A 19,389-nucleotide genomic window follows, 5' to 3' on the forward strand; every position below is an offset into this window, starting at 1 on the left:
CTCGGGGCCGGCCCGGTCCACCCCTCCATCGGGTGGGCCCCCCGGCCGGTCGTCGCCATCGCGACCGCCACCACGGACCCGAGCGGTCTCCTCGGTGCACGCATCCGCGGCGCCTCGCTGGTCATGGGTGTTCCCCAAGGGGGTAAATCCCGCTCTCTGTAAGCGACTTATGCCCATTGTGTGGGTGATGAAGAGGACTGCGCCGCGACAGTGGCAACTACTAGGATGATCGTCTGACCTCGGCTTTGCGAGAGGGAAGGTGCCAGGGCCCGGGCGAGTCCTTCGACAGCCCTTCCTGCGTCGTCGTCCGCCCTCGTATCGCCCTCGGGACTTCAGGGTGAACCCGGTCCGGCCGGCGAGTTCCGGACGCCCGGCCTCGCCGCCGGATACGGCCCTGACGCCGACATGGGAGAGGAGTTCACGCCATGGCGTGGAACGAGTGGGAGCAGTTGAAGGCCGACGAGGCCGCGCAGCCCACGGGGATGCGGCTCAATCAGGCGGCCCCCGCCGCGGGTGGCGGCGGTGGCATAGGAGATCTGGCCTCCTCGCCGGCGGAGAAGAAGGCTGCCGCGAATGCGATCGAGCAGCATCTCGAGCCGGACACGAAGAAGGCCGGCAAGGTCGCGGAGGACAAGACGGACAGCGCGGTCAAGGAGTTCAGCGGCAAGGACGGCCATGGCTGGGACACCTCAGGCGCTTTGAAGAAGGCACACGGCACCTGGGAGAAGCAGGTCAAGGCGCTGGTGGACCGCCTCGGCGCGGACAAGGCCGCGCTGCGCAACACCTCGATCCTGTTCCAGAGCAATGACATCGGCATCAGGTCGCAGGTGCGCCAGTCGTCCACGCTCGACATCCTCTGATCTGCCGCCGCACAACGCCATAAGCTCTACGGGGGAGCACATGCCGACATACCACGAAGCGATGACCACCGATTTGTCCACGCTGACCAACGCGGCTGACAAATGCGACGAGATGGCGGGTGAGTTCAAGAAGCTCGAAGCCGACTACAAGCGGGACGTCTCGAACATATCCCTTGGCCAAACCTGGCAGGGCCTGGCCGCGACCGCCGCCAGCAGCCGTTTCAAGGTCACTCTGAGCGAGTACCAGGCGGCCCAGAAGGAAGCCAAGGCGATCGCCTCCCTGCTGCGCGATGCCCACCAGCAGTTCACCGAATTGCGCGGCAAGCTCAAGGCGGTGCATGACGATGCCATCAAGGCCGGCATGAAGGTGTCGGAGCAGGGGGTCGTCGAGTTCGACTTCGAGAAGATGGACGAAGGCACCCGCAACGCCTACCACCACGACCGCGACTACCAGGATTCCGTCCGCACGGCCGTGGGTGAATGGAATCAGGCCATCAAGGCCGCGGTCCAGGACATCAACGACGCCGACGACGGCGTCAAGATAGCCCTTGAGGCGGCGGTCATCGACGGGGATGTCACCGATGGCACCTTGAACGGCTTCAACCGCGATGCCAAGTCGGACGTCGAGGAGTACGAGGCCGACCACGCCGCCTCCATCGCCATGGAGATCAACAACGGCAACAAGGTCTCCGCAGCGGACATGGCGGAACTCCAGCGTACGTTCCGCGACAACGCCGACGACACCAAGTTCACCCAGACCTTCCTCGACGGTCTCGGCGCACAGAACACGCTCAAGTTCACCAACAGGCTCAACGACCTGGCGTACTTCGACGACAAGGACCACAAGAAGGACTACCTGGGTCTCCAGAAGGGTCTCGCCACGACCCTTGCGACCGCGACCAAGGACCCTGACTCCACGTTCTACAAGGACTTCCGGGCCGATCTGAAGAAGGCCGGGGTTCAGCAGTTCGACCTGGACGCCACCGGTGACAAGATCGCGGTTGGTGTCGGTCATGGACAGCAGGCGCGCGGCTATCAGAGTCTGGTCACGCTGATGCAGCACGGCGACGGCTACTCCGGGCAGTTCCTCAAGGACATGGCCGACGACATACGCCATGCCGAGGACAAGGGGCAGGGCGGCGATCCGGACGTCTGGGATCTGAGCGGGGAATTCAGCGGAAGCCAGGACGGCTGGTTCGCCAACGACCCTCTCGACGGTGTGCTGGGCATCATGGCGGAGGATCCGAAGACCGCCACGTCCTATCTGGACCCGGGCGCCGACTCGAAGAACGACAATCTCGAGTACCTGCTGAAGGAGCGGGACTGGGATCTCGTCAATACCACCAAGGACCAGGCCAAGGTCGAGGGCATCGGGCCGGACACGTTCGACAAGGATGTCCGTACCGGTTTCGGTGCCGTGCTCGAGTCGGCTGCCACCGGCTATGTTCCGGGATCCGACCATGAGCTGGGCGGGCACAGCATCGCGCAGGCCAGGATCATGCACGACACGATCAACGTGCTGAATTCCTCAGGCCAGGCGGAGAAGCTGCCCGAGAACCTCACACAGCCCATGGCCAACCTGATGACGGACTACACACCCGACCTGCATCAGATCCTCGGTCTGGACAACACCACCTACAACACCTCGGACAAGGCGTGGACGGATGAGGACGGCCAGACCCATATGTCCGTCCCGAGGGACCAGTTGGTGAAGCTGATGCGCGGAGTCGCCGACGACCCCGCGGCGTTCGGGCAGGTGTACCAGGCGGAGAAGCAGTACTCCCTGGACACCTTCGCCGGCATGCCGGACAGCACCACCAACGACACCACCAAGGCGCGGATCCAGGAGGCTTCTGCCGCGATGGGTGCCTACGACGGCGTGCGTGGAGACGTCGCCTTCGACAAGAGGTTCAACGACACGCAGTGGACCAACGACTTCAACAACGCTGTGACGTCAGCGCCGGGTGCGGCCCTCAACTTCGTTCCGGACAAGTACGGCGTGACGGGCGACATCGGTAACCGCATCCTCGGTTTCGCCTCCTATGAAGCGACGAAGGACAGGATCGCCGAGATCAATGCGGCGGCGACGGAGGAGAACTACAAGTCGTTCACCTCCGGCCAGAAGGTCGTGGACGGAATGGTCACCTCCTGGGCCGAGAGCAACGGGCACGACAAGGAGAGCGACTTCGCGAAGGTCCTCGTCGGAGACGGGCAGTTGAAGCACAAGCAAGGGCGAGACCAAGCGCTGCTGGCCCTGCGCACCGACATGTAGCAGGGGCCGCGCGGCCTGTACCACCGGAGCAGAACGACGCATATGAAACTCACGAAGCTCAAGACCCGCCGAGCCCTCCTCGCTGTTGCCCTCGCCATCGTCCTCGCAGGTTCCGGGATCTTCTACTTCTCCGGCGCTTACGACGACTGGCGCGGCGGACGGGCCCTCGGTGCTGCCTGTGAGGGTGTTCTCGCCCCCGACGACACACTGCGAGTCCTCGGTGGCAAGGGGCGGGCCAGATCCGGCAAGGGGGATCTCTCGCTCCTCGGCGATCCGGCTCAGAGCCTCACCCGCTGCGGCATCACGACATCCGCTGGTACGGCCGCCGTCCTGTTCGATGTGCGCTGGGGCGGCGACGCCGACGCCGCCTCCCTTTTCCCGGGTCGCGCGGACCTCCGGGGGGCCACGGGGAGCGCTGCCCCGCTGGGCGGCGGCTGGCCCGGGACGATCACCTCGACGTCCGGCCAGTCCCGCGTGTCGATCGCGTTGCGGTGCCGCAATCGTCACAACGAGAGCCTTCTGGTCAGCAGCGTGCTGTCAGGCGGGGAAGGCCCCGGCGACCGCGGTGAACGGACCGCGCTCGCCCGGGCCACCGCGCAGGCGGCGGCGAACGCCGCGGACAGGTTCGACTGCACGGCGACGCCGGGCGGGCCGATCACGACGACTCCGGCCGACCCTCTCACCACAAGCCACCCCCTGTCCCGGGCCGACGGAACGTGCGCCCCGGTGCGCTCCCTGGCCTCGGCCGCCACACACTCAGGCGTGCCGAACGCCATGGAGTCCGCATCGCAGCGGCAGGCCCCCCTTGCCGACTGCTTCCTGGCCACGCCGGACGGCAGGCCCGGGTACGGCATGTCCGCCGTGTACGGGCCCTATGCCAAGAGCCTCAAGGAGTCCGGTCCCGCCGATCTGCGCAGGACCGCCGGGCTCTCCGAGAACGGCAACCATGCCTGGGCCTCCGCCCAGTGCCCCGGATCGTCCGAGCGGGCACTCTTCACCCTCTGGCGGATCTTCGACACGGACGACGACGCCTACCCCGTGCGGAAGCCCGCCCGTGACTTCGAGAAGGACGCACTCACGGCGTTCGCCGAGCAGTCGGCGCGGCAACACGGTTGCTCCGACCTGCGGATGCCCTGACGACCGTCTACCCCAGCCCCCGCCGAGGCCGCTACCGGCCCGGCGCGGGGCGCTCTGGCCGACCCTGAACCGGATCGGTGCCGGATCAGGTCGGATGGGCCGGGTCGAGGAGGGTGGGTCCGAGTGCGCAGCACCGCGGGTGCGGAGCGCTGGCGACGGGATCCGGCGCCGGCACGTACGAGCTCGAGACCCTCGCGAACCACTCGCGCACCCCGCTGCTCGCCCACGTGGGCGTTGACCAGCGAAGTTTCTGTGCGCCCCCGGCAGGACTCGAACCTGCGGCCAAGCGCTTAGAAGGCGCCTGCTCTATCCACTGAGCTACGGGGGCCAGATGTGGCCTCGGTGGCCTGGAGCCCCTGGTGGGTCGGCCGTGACCTTGCCGGGACAAGGATAGGGCTCCATTCGCCTTGACCCGGTTGCTTCACCTGCGTGGCACGATGTGGAGGTTCGGTGAAGCGAACCGATAATCGCAGGCAGGTGCGATTCTTGCAGCGGTTTTTTCGCCTGTCGCCCCGGGTGTTGTGCACTCGTTATGCCTGCGCCCCACTTGCCTCGGCCATTTCGCCCATCTGATCGGCGCGCAGGGGTGGCCATACGCTTCAAAACGACTCCAAAATTGGGCATTCTTCGCATGTGGTGACCATGGAAGTACGGCCTCAGCTGATCGACGCACTCTCCGCCCTGCGCGACCGTGTCGCTGCGGTGCGTCTTCCACTACCGCTCCCCGGTGCGCCGCGCGCCCGGCGGACCAGGGACGAGCTGCTCGCGCAGCTCGACGACTATCTGGTGCCCCGGCTCAAGCACCCCGACGCGCCCCTGCTGGCGGTGATCGGCGGATCCACCGGGGCGGGCAAGTCCACCTTGGTCAACTCGCTTGTGGGGCGGCGCGTGAGCGAGGCCGGGGTGCTGCGGCCCACGACACGGACGCCCGTCCTCGTGTGCCACCCGGATGACCTCCACTGGTTCGCGGGGGTCAGGGTGCTGCCGCACCTCACCCGCGTATGGCTTCCGCAGCAGGACGCCGAGACCCCCGGCGGGGAGCGCGAGCAGGCGGAGGGCGGTGCGCTGCGGCTGGAGACCTCAGGAGCGCTGCCTCCCGGGCTCGCGCTGCTCGACGCGCCCGACATCGACTCGCTCGTCATCGAGAACCGGATGCTGGCCGCCGAGTTGATCTGCGCCGCCGACATCTGGGTCATGGTCACCACCGCCTCCCGCTACGCGGACGCCGTGCCGTGGCACCTGCTGCGTACGGCCAAGCAGTACGACGCCGCGCTGATCACGGTGCTCGACCGGGTCCCGCACCAGATGGTCAACGAGGTCTCCCGGCAGTACGCGGCGCTCCTGACCAAGGCCGGGCTCGGACATGTGCCGCGCTTCACCATCCCCGAACTCCCGGAGTCCGCCGGCCTCGGCAGCGGGCTGCTCCCGGAGTCCGCAGTCGTCGCGCTCAGGGACTGGCTGGCGCACCAGGCCCTGGACCCCGTGGCACGCCGGGAGACCCTGGTACGTACGGCCGCCGGGGTCATCGACTCGCTCTCCGCCCGCATGCCCGATCTCGCGGGCGCCGTCGCGGCCCAGTACGCCGCCGCTGTACGCCTCTCCGGCAGCCTCGACGAGTCGTACGCCCGAGAGACCGACCGGGTGCACAAGCAGCTCGGCCGGGGCGCCGTACTCGCCGGAGACGCCCGTACGCGCTGGCGCGGCTACCCGCGCGACAGCTCGGCGACAGAGGTGCTCGACGCGATCGCCGAGAGCCTGACCGCACTGCTCCACTGCGCGGTGGCCGCCGCCGACGAGCGGCTCCAGGAGGCATGGCGCCACGAGCCCGCGGCGGGGGCGGTGGGAGGCGGGTTCGCGGGAGCCGACCGGGAATGCGGGGAGCGGATCGGCATGGCCGTACGGCGCTGGCGGCGGGTGCTGGAGGAGCTCACCGAAGAGGCGGTACGGGACATGGAGAAGTCGGCCGCGCCCGATCCCGAGACCGTCGCGGCTCTGCTCGCCGCCGCGCTGCTCGGTGGCCGGCGCGCCCGCGCGGCGGGCGAACTGCTCGCCGAGCGCCTCGGTGCCCAGAGCGCCCTGCGACTGCGGGACAAGGGCGGTGAGCTGGTGAAGGACTGTGTCGAGGGCGTCATGCGGGATGAACGCGACCGGCGGCTCGCCCCGCTGGACGCCCTCGAAGTGTCCCCGGAACCACAAGCCGAGCTGATCGCCGCGCTGTCCGTACTACAGAAGGAAAGGTGACCGCCGATGACCGCCGTCACTGGGGAGACCGAGGACCGCCCGGGGACCGCTCCGAGGGCGGAAACGCAGATGGACTCGGAGACGGGGACGGAGGCGGGGACGGAGGGTGCGGGGCCCGCCGTCGCCTCCGGGGCCGGTACGGGGAAGGACCCGGCGCACGAGGACGGCGAGCAGGCGGACGGACGGCACGCGGACGGCCAGCCCGGCGCGGACGAGGGGCGCTGGGACGACGGGCTGATCGCCCGCCGCGCCGCGGAGCCGTGCCCGGAGGACCCCGCGGGGGAGCCGCACATCCCGGTTCCCGGCCCCTACGCAGCCCCGCTGCGCACCCGGCTCGACGCCCTCCGTGAGCTCGTGGGCCTGTCCCGTACCCGAATCGAGGGCCAGGCGCTCGAAGAGGCCGGACGAGTGCTCGACGAGGCTGCGGCGCGGCAGCGGCTGTCGTCGGAGCACACCGTCGTCGCCATCGCGGGCGCCAGCGGGAGCGGCAAGTCGACGCTGTTCAACGCCTTGGCCGGGGTACCCATTTCGGAGACCGGACTGCGCCGGCCCACCACATCCGCCCCGATCTCCCTGGCCTGGTCCGAAGGGGCGGGCGGACTGCTCGACCGGCTCGCCATCCCCGGGCGGCTGCGGCGCAGGCCGCTCGCGGGCGGATCGGGCGACGAGGCACTCCAAGGCCTGGTGCTCGTGGATCTGCCCGACCACGATTCGGCGCTGACCGCGCACCGGGACCAGGTGGACCGGGTGCTGAAACTCGTTGACGCGGTCATCTGGGTCGTCGACCCCGAGAAGTACGCCGACGCCGCGCTGCACGAGCGCTATCTGAGGCCGCTCGCCGGCCACGCCGAGGTCAGCTTCGTGGTGCTGAACCAGATCGACCGCCTGCCCGGCGAGGCGGCCGACCAGGTGCTGGACGATCTGCGCCGGCTCCTCGACGAGGACGGTATGGCGGTCGGCGAACACGGAGAGCCCGGCGCCACCGTGCTCGCCCTGTCGGCCGTCACCGGTGAGGGCGTCGCCGATCTGCGGGAGCTGCTCGGGCGCTTCGTGCAGGGTCGCACCGCTGCGGCCAGCCGGATCTCCGCCGACGTCGACGCCGCCGCGAAGGAACTGCGTCGTGTGTACGTCGCCGACGGTCACGCGGGACTGAGCGAACGGGCCCGGGACGACTTCTCCGCCCGGCTGGCGGTCGCGGTAGGGGCCACGGCGGTGGGCGAGGAGGCCGAACGCCAGTGGCGCAGGAGCGCGGGCCGGGCCTGCGGCACGCCGTGGTTGCGGCTGTGGCGCTGGTTCGAGCGCGTCCGCACCCCCGGCAGCGGGCTTCCACAGCCCCTGGAGCCGGTGGAGGAGGAGCTCACGGCCCGTCAGCGCGTCGAACAGGCCGTACGTGTCGTCGCGGACGAGGCGGCGCACGGACTGCCCGCGCCCTGGGCGCAGGCCGTGCGGGAGGCGGCGGTCCGGGGGGCCGAGGGGCTGCCGGAGGCGCTCGACGAACTGGCCGTGACGCTGGGGACCCCGAACGGGCGGCCACCCCGGCCGGCCTGGTGGCCTGCCGCGGTACTGGCCCAGGCGATGATGACGATCGTCCAGGTGTGCGGCGGGCTGTGGCTGGTGGGCCAGATCGTCGGTGTGACGGATCCGTTGCTGATCCCCCCGGTGCTGCTGATGCTGACGGGGATCATCGGCGGGCCGCTGGTGGAGTGGGCGTGTGCGAGCGCCGCGAAGGGGCCCGCGCACAGATACGGGCAGGACGCGGAACGGCGCCTCAAGGAGGCCGCCGCGGCGTGCGGGAGGGCCCGGGTGCTGGATCCGGTCGCGGCCGAGCTGCTGCGCTACCGGGAAGTGCGGGACCAGTACGTGACGGTGTCGAGACGCTGAACACGCGGACACGGACATTGACGTTCTGCCGATGCCCCGTCACCCGAAAGGGTGGCGGGGTTTTCCACAATCCCGACGGCTTCCACAGGCCCCGGCGGGATTCGGCGCGCCGATCCAGCATGGGACCGGTCAGCGAGTCTTCAGCAGCACACCGAGGGGATCGGACATGAACGAGACGATGGTCACGTTGGTGGGGAATGTGGCGACGGCGGTTGAGTACCGGGAGTCGGCGAGCGGGGGATACGCGCGGTTCCGCTTCGCGGTGACCTCGCGCCGCTGGGACCGCCAGCGCGAGTTCTGGGCCGACGGTGCCACCAGCTTCTACAACGTGTGGGCCTGGCGGGGCCTCGGGCAGAATCTCGCGGCTTCCGTGACCGTCGGCGAACCACTGGTGGTGCAGGGCCGGTTGCGGATCCGGGAGGAGGAGCGGGAGGGACAGCGGCGGACGTCCGTCGACATCGACGCCGTGGCGGCCGGACACGACCTGTCGCGGGGCACCTCCGCCTTCCGCCGTGTGGCCAGACGCGACACGGGTGACCCGGCCGTTACGGGGCCGGGTGGACAGGGCGCTGAGGGAGGCGCCGTCACCGAGGACAGGACGATCGTCACCATCGGTGAGGAGACCGTCGGCGCCCCCTTCTGACCTTCCGGTTGAGGAGATTTGACGGGAGTCGCCTGAGGGATGTGAAGGCGGTGATAACGATTCCGATTCGGAACGGTTATCTGAAGGTATGACGGGGCACCAAGTCGCGCCGCGCCCTAGGATTTCCAGTGCTCACGGGGCACTTGAGTCTTTTGGCGAGGCACTTCCCCCCACGCATCCCACGCGAACGGCCTCGCCCGGAGGGGAATTCTGTGTTTGCTGCGTTCTCTGCGTCCTCTGCGTCTGCGGCGCTCTCTGCGCTTTCCGTACGCGGGCGGGGAGCCGTCCGGCTCGCTGCGACGGTTCTGCTGTCGGGGCTGCTCGCGGCGGGTTCGATAGGCGCCGCGGCACCGGCTGAGGCCGACGACGCCCCGCAGCACACGGGTGGTGCCTCCGCCACTCTCGGGGGACTCGCCACCTTCGATCGCGCGGTGCTGCACGAAGGGGGGCAGGACCAGGAACTGCCCGCCGGGCTCTTCGAGATGACCGTGGACGGCGGCGGCAGCCTCAAGACGTACTGCGTCGACATCCACAACCCCACCCAGGAGCAAGCCAGGTATCTGGAGACGCCCTGGAACCAGACCTCGCTCGGTGCCAACACGAACGCGGGCAGGATCCGCTGGATCCTGCTGCACTCCTACCCGCAGGTCGACGACCTCACGGCGCTCGCCGACCGGGCGGGCGCCGGTGCGCTCACCGAGCGGACGGCCGCCGCGGGCACCCAGGTCGCGATCTGGCGCTACTCGGACGGCGTCGATGTCGAGGCGGTCGACCCGGCGGCCGAAAAGCTTGCCGACTGGCTGGAGAAGAAGGCGAAGGACCTCGGCGAACCGCGTGCCTCGCTCAGCCTGCAACCGAACGCCGTCTCCGGGAAGGCGGGTGGGCGGCTGGGACCGATCACGGTCCGTACCGACGCCGACCGCGTCACGGTGACCCCGCCCGCCGACGCCGCCGCCACCGGCATCAAGGTGGTCGCCAAGGACGGCGCGCCCGTCACCTCCGCGGTCGACGGCAGCCAGCTCTACCTCGACATACCCTCCGGCGCCGCTGACGGCACGGCCTCGCTCTCCCTCCAGGCGACCACCTCGGTCCCGGTCGGCCGGGCCTTCGCCGGGGCGACCAGGAGCCAGACACAGATTCTCGCCGGGTCCAGCCGGTCCACGGTCTCCGCGACCGTGACGGCCGCCTGGGGCAAGAGCGGGCCCATACCGGCGCTGTCGGCGAGGAAGAACTGCGCCAAGGGCGGGGTCGACATCACGGCCGGCAACACGGGCGATCAGCCGTTCACCTTCGAGCTGATGGGCCTCAGGTACTCCATCGCGGCCGGTGAGACCCGCACCGTCACCGTCCCGCTGCCGGAGGACCGGGCCTACGACTTCACGATCACCGGGCCCGGTGGTTTCTCGAAGACCTTCAAGGGTGTGCTGGACTGCAAGACCACCGGCCAGGCGGGACCTGTGCCCGACCAGCCGTCCTCGGGGCCCAGCCCCGCTCTGATGGGCGCGGACGCCGATGGGGAGAATCTGGCCGCCACCGGCTCGTCAGGCCTCACCCCGGTCATAGCGGGTGTGGCGATCGCCCTGGTGCTCGTGGGCGGTGCCGTGATCGTCCTGGTGCGCCGGAAGCAGACACCGCCTGCCGGTGACTGAGGCCTGCCGATGGGATGGCTGACTATATGGACAGCGAACAGGCAGGTCAGCGCTGCCTGACGATACGGGTTTCGTTCCCGGGGTGGCGGTCAGGCAAGATGGAATCCATCTGCCCACTCACATATCGCCGGACGGTTTCTCTTGGCTGAGTACATCTACACCATGCGCAAGACGCGCAAGGCGCACGGCGACAAGGTGATCCTTGACGACGTCACCCTGAGCTTCCTGCCCGGTGCGAAGATCGGTGTGGTCGGCCCGAACGGTGCCGGTAAGTCCACTGTGCTGAAGATCATGGCCGGTCTGGAGCAGCCGTCGAACGGTGACGCGTTCCTCTCGCCCGGTTACAGCGTCGGCATCCTGCTCCAGGAGCCCCCGCTGGACGAGAGCAAGACCGTGCTGGAGAACGTCCAGGACGGCGTCGCCGGGATCAAGGGCAAGCTCGACCGGTTCAACGAGATCGCCGAGCTGATGGCCACGGACTACTCCGACGCGCTGATGGAGGAGATGGGCAAGCTCCAGGAGGACCTGGACCACGCCAACGCCTGGGACCTCGACGCACAGCTGGAGCAGGCCATGGACGCGCTGGGCTGCCCGCCCGGCGACTGGGCCGTGACCAACCTGTCCGGTGGTGAGAAGCGCCGCGTCGCGCTCTGCAAGCTGCTGCTGGAGGCCCCCGACCTGCTGCTGCTCGACGAGCCCACCAACCACCTGGACGCCGAGTCCGTGCAGTGGCTGGAGCAGCACCTGGCCAAGTACGCCGGCACCGTCGTCGCCATCACCCACGACCGGTACTTCCTGGACAACGTGGCCCAGTGGATCCTGGAGCTCGACCGCGGTCGCGCCCACCCCTACGAGGGCAACTACTCCACCTACCTGGAGAACAAGGCCTCCCGTCTGAAGGTCGAGGGCGCGAAGGACGCCAAGCGCCAGAAGCGGCTCAAGGAAGAGCTGGAGTGGGTCCGCTCCAACGCCAAGGGGCGGCAGGCCAAGTCCAAGGCCCGTCTGGCCCGTTACGAGGAGATGGCCGCCGAGGCCGAGAAGACCCGGAAGCTGGACTTCGAGGAGATCCAGATCCCGCCGGGCCCCCGCCTGGGCAGTGTCGTCGTCGAGGTCGAGAACCTCAACAAGGCCTTCGGCGACAAGGTCCTCATCGACGACCTCTCCTTCACCCTGCCGCGCAACGGCATCGTCGGCGTGATCGGCCCCAACGGCGCGGGCAAGACCACGCTGTTCAAGATGCTCCAGGGCCTCGAGACCCCGGACTCCGGCCAGATCAAGGTCGGCGAGACCGTCAAGATCTCGTACGTGGACCAGAGCCGCGAGAACATCGACCCCAAGAAGACGCTGTGGGCCGTGGTCTCCGACGAGCTGGACTACATCAACGTGGGTCACGTCGAGATGCCGTCCCGCGCGTATGTCTCCGCGTTCGGCTTCAAGGGCCCGGACCAGCAGAAGCCGGCCGGTGTGCTCTCTGGCGGTGAGCGCAACCGACTGAACCTGGCGCTCACCCTGAAGCAGGGCGGCAACCTGCTGCTGCTCGACGAGCCCACCAACGACCTCGACGTCGAGACCCTCTCCTCGCTGGAGAACGCGCTGCTCGACTTCCCGGGCTGCGCCGTGGTGGTCTCCCACGACCGCTGGTTCCTGGACCGGGTCGCCACGCACATCCTGGCGTACGAGGGCGACTCGAAGTGGTTCTGGTTCGAGGGCAACTTCGAGACCTATGAGAAGAACAAGATCGAGCGGCTCGGTCCGGACGCGGCCCGTCCGCACCGTGCCACCTACAAGAAGCTCACCCGGGGCTGAGGCAGGACGAGGTCAGTGGCTCGGCATATTTACCAGTGCCCCCTGCGCTGGTCGGACATGGATGCCTTCGGGCATGTCAACAATGTGGTCTTCCTCCGCTATCTGGAGGAGGCCCGCATCGACTTCATGTTCCGGCTGGCGCCCGGGGACGGCTCCCCGTCGTTCTCCGGAGGGTCCGTTGTGGCCCGGCATGAGATCGACTACGTACGGCCCCTGGTGCACCGGCACACGCCGGTCACCGTGGAGTCGTGGGTGAAGAAGATCGGGGCGGCGTCGCTGACGATCGCCTATGAGATCAAGGACCCGGAGCAGGTGTATGTCCGGGCCTCGACCGTCGTCGTCCCCTACGACCTGGTTGCGGCCCGCCCGCGCCGGATAAGCGCCGAGGAGAAGTCCTTCCTCCTGGAGTACCTGGACGAAGGCGCGGACGCGGTCGCGGCATGACGGCGCCCGTGCAGACCCTGCTGCTCGCCGACGCGAGGGAGGCGGCGGACCTCGCCGCCTTCCTCGGCCGGCTCCTCCACTACGACCGTGCCGCGGCGGTCCGGATCCAGGCGGGCGGTACCAGAGACGGGCAGGGCAGCCTTGCCGTGTTCGGCAGGCCGCCGTCGTTCGAGGTGCTGGCGATCCGCACGGCCCGGCTCGCCGGGTGGGACGCGGGTACGGTCGCCGCGCTCGATGCCACCGTGTCGGCGGGGGAGCTGCTCGAGTCCATCGAGGGCGCCTCACTGGCCGTCCCGGCCGCGGTCACCGGTCCGCCATGGGCCGGTGTGCTGCCACCCCGCGGCGGTTGGCGGGAGCTGCCGGGGCTGCCCGGGGTCCCCGAGATGCGCGGCGCGGTCGCCGCCGCCGTCGCCGAGTTCCGTGCCCGCGACGAGGCACTGCCTCAGGAAAGCCGTACCCGCGCCGAGCGTGACCGCATCGGCCGGGAGATCTGGTCGCGCACCCTCGGCGGAACCGCACTGCCGCTGCGGGCCGTGCACGCCGCCCAGTCCCTGGGCTTTCTGCGGCCGGTACCCCTGGGCGCGCCCGGCGGGGCTGCCCTGCTGGCCGCGGGCGGCTGGCTGCGGCTGCGCACCCCGTACGGCTCGATCGCGGTGCGCACAGGCGGGATCGGCGGGCTCACGGTCACGCCCACCACGAGGCACCACGCGTAGGGTCCGGGAGCAAGGTCCCGGATCCCGCACTGAGGAGCTGCCGATGGCACCGGCCACGGACGTGATCGTCCTCGGACTCGGCGGCATGGGCAGCGCCGCCGCTCACCACCTGGCCGCACGCGGTGCCCGGGTCGTCGGGCTCGAGCAGTACGGCCCCGCGCACAACAAGGGCTCCAGCCACGGCGGTTCACGCATCACTCGGCAGGCCTACTTCGAAGACCCCGCCTATGTGCCGCTGCTTCTGAGGGCCTACGAGCTCTACGAACGTCTGGAACGCGACTCGGGCCGGCCGATCGCCACCCTCTGCGGGGGTGTGATGATCGGCAGGCCCGAGTCCACGCCCGTCGCGGGGGCGCTGCGCTCCGCCGAGCGGTGGGGCCTGCCGCACGAGCTGCTCACCGGGAGGGAACTGCACCGGCGCTTCCCCACCTTCACACCACGCGAGGACGAGGTCGCGCTGTACGAGGCGCGGGCGGGGTTGCTGCGCCCCGAGGACACCGTCTCGGCCCATCTGGACCTGGCCCGGCGCGACGGCGCCGAGCTGCGCTTCGACGAGCCCGTCACCCACTGGGAGGCGGACGCCGGCGGCGTACGGGTGCACACGGCCCAGGACGTCTACACGGCCGGGCAGCTCGTGGTCTGCCCCGGTGCCTGGGCTCCCGCTCTGCTCTCGGATCTCGGTGTGCCGATCACCATCGAGCGGCAGGTCATGTACTGGTTCCAGCCCACCTCGGGCACCGGCCCCTACACCCCGGACCGGCATCCCATCTATGTCTGGGAGGACACCGACGGGGTCCAGATCTACGGGTTCCCGGCCATCGACGGGCCCGGGGGCGGGGCCAAGGTCGCCTTCTTCCGCAAGGGCGCGGTCTGCACCCCCGGGACGATCGACCGCACCGTTCACGAGGACGAGATCCGGGCCATGGCGGACCAGGTGGCCCCGCGGCTGCCCACCCTCCCCGGCAGCCTCCTCAGGGCCGCCACCTGTATGTACTCCACCACCCCCGACGAGCACTTCGTGATCGCCCGCCACCCGCGTCACCCGGAGACCGTCACCGTCGCCTGCGGTTTCTCCGGGCACGGCTTCAAGTTCGTCACCGTGGTCGGCGAGATCCTCGCCGATCTGGCGCTGGCCGGGACGACCGCGCACCCCGTCGGGCTGTTCGCGCCCGGCAGGTTCAGCCCGCCGCGTTGACCATCGACGCCGCCGCGTAGGTGAGGTAGTCCCACAACTGCCGCTCGTGCTCCGGAGCGAGCCCGAGCTCGTCGACCGCCGCCCGCATGTGCCTCAGCCAGGCGTCGTGCGCGGCCTGGTCGACGGTGAACGGTGCGTGGCGCATCCGTAGCCGGGGGTGGCCGCGGTGCTCGCTGTAGGTGCGGGGGCCGCCCCAGTACTGCATCAGGAAGAGCACAAGCCGTTCTTCGGCCGGGCCCAGGTCCTCCTCGGGGTACATCGGGCGCAGCAGCGGGTCCCCGGCGACGCCTTCGTAGAAGCGCCGCACCAGGCGGCGGAAGGTCTCCTCGCCGCCGACCTGCTCGTAGAAGGTCTGCTCCTGAAGTGTGCCCCGCGGAATCTCATTCACCCTGCCATGGTCTCAGACGCGGGGAAGGGGACCGTGGCCCTCGTGGAAGGGGCCCGAGGGGCGGACGGCCCGCGTGAGGGCCGTCCGCCCGGTCATTCCGGCTGGGGTCAGCCGCGACGGATGGTGATCGTCGTCCAAGCGCCCACGTGCACGCGGTCGCCGTCCTGGAGCGGCACCGGGACATACGGCTGGATCGGGTCCTCGCCGCCGTTGACCGTGGTGCCGTTGGTGGAGTTCTGGTCGACCACCGCCCAGCTCCCGTCCGGCTGCTGCACCAGGATCGCGTGCTGGTGCGAGACCCCCGGGTCCTCCGGCGGCACCCCGAGATCGATGTCGGGCGACTCGCCCGTGGAGTGCCGGCGACGGCCGATGGTGACCTGGCCCCCCGTGAGCTGAAGCTGCTGCTCCGGGGAGTACGCGGGCAGATTGAGGCCGACGGCTTCCGGTCCGCTGCGATGCATCATCGCCCGGAAGTAGTCCCGGTCGGGCGCGATGGCCGCAGTCCAGCCCATCGGTGCATGAGGCGCCTGAGGATGCCCCTGGTACGGCTGCGAACCCTGCGGCGGCTGGGTCTGGGAGGGCGGCGGCAGCATCCAGTCGTCATCGCCGCCGTGCTGCTGCGGTGGCGGCGCCGGCACGGCCTGTGGGAAGCCGGGCGGCGGCTGGAAGCCCTGCGGGGGTGGCGGGCCGGGCTGCTGGTACGTCCCCGGGCCTCCCGACTGCGGGAAGCCGGGAGGGGCGGGCGGGCCCGGAGGCCGGCCACCGGCTGACGGCTCGCCGATCAGGGGCTCGGCGGGACGGTTCATCTGGGAAGGCCGCGAGCTCTGGTACTCGTACGGGTCCCCTCGGTGCGGAGGGGGTCCCGTCTGGAAGCCCGGACCGCCTGGACCCGGACCGCCGGGACCGGGACCGTGGCCAGGTCCAGGGCGTCCGGGCGGAGCCACGGGCGTGTACGACGTCGCCGTGTTCGTGAGGAAGTTCCAGCGGCATTCCTCACAGAACGGCGCCATCGGCTCACGCGGTGTACGGCACTGCGGGCAGATCTCCGCCTGTGCGGTGGCGTCGGGGCCCGGGTAGCCGTATCCGGGCGGGGGCGGCGGCGGCCCGTCCGGGCGCGGGTAGCCGTACCCCTGGGAGGGAGAGGGGGGCATGGGAGCATGCGGCTGGGCAGGCGGTGGCACCGCGCCCGCCCCGGCCATGCGATGTCCGCAGACCTCGCACCAGTCGTCGGAACCCGACTGGTGTCCGTTCGGGCAAGTCGGCATGTCGGTGCTTCCCCCTCTCCTTCGTCGGGCCCGGCAGGGCCTGACACGCTCTTGTGTCGCGTAGCGTTTCGGTCTACCGCTTGTTACTTCTTGACGCGAACTGTCTTTGTGGAGCGCGTTTCGAGTGTCATCTCGTCCGCGTCCGCCACCTTTGCTTTCAGTCGCACAGTACCGGTCGCCACATCGACGACGTCCACCACCTTCGCGAGCAGCTTCGCGGTGTCCTCGTTCCCGGAGGCCGCCGCCAGTTGCACCGCGCGTCCCAGCTTCGCCGTCGCGCCGTCGATATCGCCCGACTTGCGGGCATCGAGGCCCTGCTGGATGACCTGTGCCAGTTCGGCCTGTCCCGTGTAGTGCGCGACCTGCGGGTTCATCGATGTCGACGACGCCATGTCGTCCGTCCACACCGCGCGGACCAGACCGTGGGAGAGGGTCTGCGGGGTGCCTCCGGCCGGGTCGGGGAGTACCAGCGAGACCCGGGCGGCCAGCATCTCCTGGCCCAGGCCGGCCTGCGGGACCCGCACGCACACGTGGTAGTCACGGGACTCGTCGCCCCACGAGCCGGTGGGGTAGTCCCCGGCGCGCGGACCCGCCTGGGTGCGGCGACCGGTCAGGTCCTCGACCGTCGGGGCCACCTGCTTCACAAAGGTGATCTCCGCGCCGACCGGCGTCCACAGCCGCAGCGCCACGTCCGCGACCTCCTTGCCCATGGCGTCCGCCATCATCCGCGTGAAGTCGGCGGCCAGATGGGCCGGGTCGGCGACGATGTCGGCGCTGCCGAGGAGCGCGGAGGCGATCCCGGTGACCTCCTTGACCTCCCAGTCGGTCCCCACACCGCGTGCGTCACAGGTGAATCGGCCCGCGCACGCGTCCAGGGCGGCCTTGAGGTCCTCGGGAGACTCGTGCTCGTTGCGACCGTCGGTGAGCAGGATGCCGTGGCGTATCGCCGCGTCACCGGAGTGCAGCAGCTGGTCGGCGAGGCGCAGCCAGGTGCCGATCGCCGTGCCGCCGCCCGCGCTCAGCCTGCGCAGCGCCTCCCTGGCCTGGGCCCGGGTCTGGTCGTCGGCGATCGCGAGACGGCCGCCTCCGGGGTAGACCTCGTTCGCGACATGGGTGCCGGCGACCACGGCGAAGGCCGTGCCGTCGCGGAGCGTGTCGATGGCCGCGGCCGTGGCGTCCCGGGCGTTGCGCATCTTCGTCGGCGGGTAGTCCATCGAGCCCGAGCAGTCCACCATCAGCACGACCGCGGCCGATGCCCCGGGGCCCGGCAGCGACCCGAGCGAGGCGGGTGAGGCCGAAGCGCCGCCGGCGGTCGTACCGCCGTTCGTACCGCCCCCGGTGGAGGTGACCGTGACGATCGCGTTGACCTCGCGACCGCCCTCCGGCAGGTATTCGTTCTGGTACACCTCGACGGAGAACCGAGGCACATTCGACTTCGAGAAGTTCGCCATCCGAACCGGCTCCTTGACGTTCCGCACAACAGCGAGAACAGATAGAACAGACAGACACGGCAAAAGACGGCGCCTGGCGGGGATATGGGCAAGAGCGCCCCGTTCAGGCGGATCCTGCCCCGGCGCCCGGCACCGTGAACGGCATGACGGCCACTGTTACGTTGTCGTGGCCGCCCCCGTCCAGCGCGTGCCCGACCAGCGTCTGCGCCGCCGCCAGTGGGCGGCCCGCCGCGTCCCCTGGCAACGCCAGCGCCATGTCCTCCGCTGCCTCCGCGTAGTTCCACAAGCCGTCCGTACAGACCACGACCACGCCCGGGCGGTCCGGCTTGAAGGCGGCGGTGTGCGGCTCCAGCTCGTACGCGTCCGCGCCGAGCCAGCCGGTGATGGCGTGGGCACGCTCGTCCGCGTATGCCTCGGCCTCGCTCATCAGACCCGTCGCCACCATCTGGGCCGCCCAGGAGTCGTCCTCCGTCAGCCGGGCCGGTGGCGTGCTGCGGTCGTCCGGTACCCAGTAGACCCTGCTGTCGCCGACCCAGCCCACGACGAGGAGGCCGGCCGCGGCGACGGCGCCCACCAGCGTGCACGCCGGGGCGTTCTGGTGGCGGTGCGGATCGTGTTCCATCGCCCCGGACTGCTCGGTCGCCAGGGAGTTGACCGCCTCGGCCGCCGCGACGATCGCCTCGTGCATCGCCTGCTGCGGGTGCACACCCCTGGGCAGGGCCTCCAGCAGTGACGCACTGGCCGCGTCGGCGGCTGCCGCGGAGGCGTCGTCCGGCCGGGTCGCCGACGACACCCCGTCGCACACGATGGCCACGACGGCGGGGGAGCCGTCGGTCAGCGCCGTCGACGACACCATGAACGCGTCCTCGTTGCGGTGGTGGCGCAGCCCGCGGTCGCTCACCGCCGCCACGGTGTCGCCGAGCCCCTGCTCCATGTGGTCGCGCTCGCGGGGCTGGGCGTGGCCGCAGTGCTCGCAGTAGCCGTCGGTGTCGACCCGCCCGGCGCGGCACGCCACACAGACCTTGGCGCCCGGGTCCGGCGGGACGGCAGCGTGGCCCTGCGCCGCCGCCACGGCTCGCGGGTCCGGGGCGGCGAGCTCGAAGTCACCTGAAGCGGCGAAGGTGCCGGCGGCGGGCATCGGATGCGCGGTGGACGCCTCAGCCGGGGCGGCGTCGGGACCGTCGTACCGCACCGCCGTCGCGGGCAGCGGGCGCCCGCCCGCGTCGATGTCCGGCCGCTGAGCCGGAGCCTGTGCCCCGGCCCCGTACGGCCCCGGGGCTCCCTGCCACTGCCCCGGTCCCGGGGAGCCGATGGCCAGCGTGGGACGGTCCTGGGACGGCCCGGACAGGGCCGACAGGTCGTACCCGCAGGCACCACAGAACAGGTCGCTCGATTCCAGGGGCTCTTCGCAGCCGGGGCACGCCGAGAGCTGGTGCATACGGTC

General features: G+C 70.3%; 15 protein-coding genes and 1 tRNA gene. 11 read left to right on the top strand and 5 right to left on the bottom strand.

All coding sequences use genetic code 11. The annotated features are described in order from the left end of the window. Positions 1 to 425: 425 nt before the first annotated feature. The 3 genes from ACFV6V_RS13680 (at position 426) to ACFV6V_RS13690 (ending at position 4,269) form a co-directional block, all read left to right on the top strand. A complete protein-coding gene (locus ACFV6V_RS13680) occupies positions 426 to 860 on the top strand; it encodes a hypothetical protein (protein WP_385563610.1) in 435 nt (144 codons plus the stop codon). A gap of 61 nt (positions 861 to 921) precedes the next feature. Next, positions 922 to 3,132 carry a hypothetical protein gene (locus ACFV6V_RS13685; RefSeq protein WP_385563613.1) on the top strand — a complete coding sequence of 737 codons (2,211 nt, stop codon included), beginning with the start codon at positions 922 to 924 and terminating at the stop codon, positions 3,130 to 3,132. A 42-nt stretch (positions 3,133 to 3,174) separates the two neighbouring features. Next, positions 3,175 to 4,269 (top strand): hypothetical protein, encoded by a 1,095-nt coding sequence (locus tag ACFV6V_RS13690; RefSeq protein ID WP_385563615.1) that lies wholly within the window; start codon positions 3,175 to 3,177, stop codon positions 4,267 to 4,269. Between the two features lie 255 nt (positions 4,270 to 4,524). On the opposite strand, the gene ACFV6V_RS13695 is transcribed toward ACFV6V_RS13690, so the two are convergent. Further along, positions 4,525 to 4,597, bottom strand: a tRNA-Arg gene (locus tag ACFV6V_RS13695). A gap of 314 nt (positions 4,598 to 4,911) precedes the next feature. Between ACFV6V_RS13695 and ACFV6V_RS13700 the strand changes: the two genes are divergently transcribed. From ACFV6V_RS13700 to solA, 8 genes are all read left to right on the top strand, one after another. Further along, positions 4,912 to 6,510 carry a dynamin family protein gene (locus ACFV6V_RS13700; protein ID WP_385563741.1) on the top strand — a complete coding sequence of 533 codons (1,599 nt, stop codon included), beginning with the start codon at positions 4,912 to 4,914 and terminating at the stop codon, positions 6,508 to 6,510. A gap of 6 nt (positions 6,511 to 6,516) precedes the next feature. Then, positions 6,517 to 8,391 carry a GTPase gene (locus ACFV6V_RS13705; RefSeq protein ID WP_385563618.1) on the top strand — a complete coding sequence of 625 codons (1,875 nt, stop codon included), beginning with the start codon at positions 6,517 to 6,519 and terminating at the stop codon, positions 8,389 to 8,391. A 166-nt stretch (positions 8,392 to 8,557) separates the two neighbouring features. Further along, positions 8,558 to 9,034 carry a single-stranded DNA-binding protein gene (locus tag ACFV6V_RS13710; protein ID WP_385563620.1) on the top strand — a complete coding sequence of 159 codons (477 nt, stop codon included), beginning with the start codon at positions 8,558 to 8,560 and terminating at the stop codon, positions 9,032 to 9,034. Positions 9,035 to 9,246: 212 nt separating this feature from the next. Then, positions 9,247 to 10,683 (top strand): Cys-Gln thioester bond-forming surface protein, encoded by a 1,437-nt coding sequence (locus tag ACFV6V_RS13715; protein WP_385563623.1) that lies wholly within the window; start codon positions 9,247 to 9,249, stop codon positions 10,681 to 10,683. A gap of 141 nt (positions 10,684 to 10,824) precedes the next feature. Beyond that, positions 10,825 to 12,489, top strand: coding sequence for an energy-dependent translational throttle protein EttA (gene ettA / locus ACFV6V_RS13720; protein WP_385563626.1), 1,665 nt, complete (start codon positions 10,825 to 10,827; stop codon positions 12,487 to 12,489). Positions 12,490 to 12,504: 15 nt separating this feature from the next. Next, positions 12,505 to 12,933, top strand: coding sequence for an acyl-CoA thioesterase (locus ACFV6V_RS13725; protein WP_385563629.1), 429 nt, complete (start codon positions 12,505 to 12,507; stop codon positions 12,931 to 12,933). Further along, complete coding sequence (locus ACFV6V_RS13730) at positions 12,930 to 13,646, top strand: hypothetical protein (protein WP_385563632.1); 717 nt, start codon at positions 12,930 to 12,932, stop codon at positions 13,644 to 13,646. Before ACFV6V_RS13725 ends, ACFV6V_RS13730 begins: the two co-directional genes overlap by 4 nt. A gap of 43 nt (positions 13,647 to 13,689) precedes the next feature. Further along, on the top strand, positions 13,690 to 14,841 hold the full coding sequence (solA, locus tag ACFV6V_RS13735; protein WP_385563635.1) for an N-methyl-L-tryptophan oxidase: 1,152 nt from the start codon (positions 13,690 to 13,692) through the stop codon (positions 14,839 to 14,841). Here solA and ACFV6V_RS13740 read toward each other — a convergent pair. The 4 genes from ACFV6V_RS13740 to ACFV6V_RS13755 all read right to left on the bottom strand — a co-directional run bounded on the left by ACFV6V_RS13740 (position 14,825) and on the right by ACFV6V_RS13755 (position 19,383). Next, positions 14,825 to 15,229 carry a globin gene (locus ACFV6V_RS13740; protein ID WP_385563638.1) on the bottom strand — a complete coding sequence of 135 codons (405 nt, stop codon included), beginning with the start codon at positions 15,227 to 15,229 and terminating at the stop codon, positions 14,825 to 14,827. The two genes, solA and ACFV6V_RS13740, sit on opposite strands and share 17 nt — an antisense overlap. Before the next feature lie 107 nt (positions 15,230 to 15,336). Beyond that, positions 15,337 to 16,494 (bottom strand): FHA domain-containing protein, encoded by a 1,158-nt coding sequence (locus ACFV6V_RS13745; protein WP_385563641.1) that lies wholly within the window; start codon positions 16,492 to 16,494, stop codon positions 15,337 to 15,339. A gap of 83 nt (positions 16,495 to 16,577) precedes the next feature. Continuing rightward, positions 16,578 to 17,945, bottom strand: a complete 1,368-nt coding sequence (locus ACFV6V_RS13750) for a VWA domain-containing protein (protein WP_385563644.1) — start codon at positions 17,943 to 17,945, stop codon at positions 16,578 to 16,580. Between the two features lie 103 nt (positions 17,946 to 18,048). Further along, positions 18,049 to 19,383, bottom strand: a complete 1,335-nt coding sequence (locus tag ACFV6V_RS13755) for a PP2C family protein-serine/threonine phosphatase (RefSeq protein ID WP_385563647.1) — start codon at positions 19,381 to 19,383, stop codon at positions 18,049 to 18,051. Between the last annotated feature and the right edge of the window lie 6 nt (positions 19,384 to 19,389).

This window comes from Streptomyces sp. NPDC059828, from assembly GCF_042731955.1.
Lineage (GTDB): Bacteria > Actinomycetota > Actinomycetes > Streptomycetales > Streptomycetaceae > Streptomyces.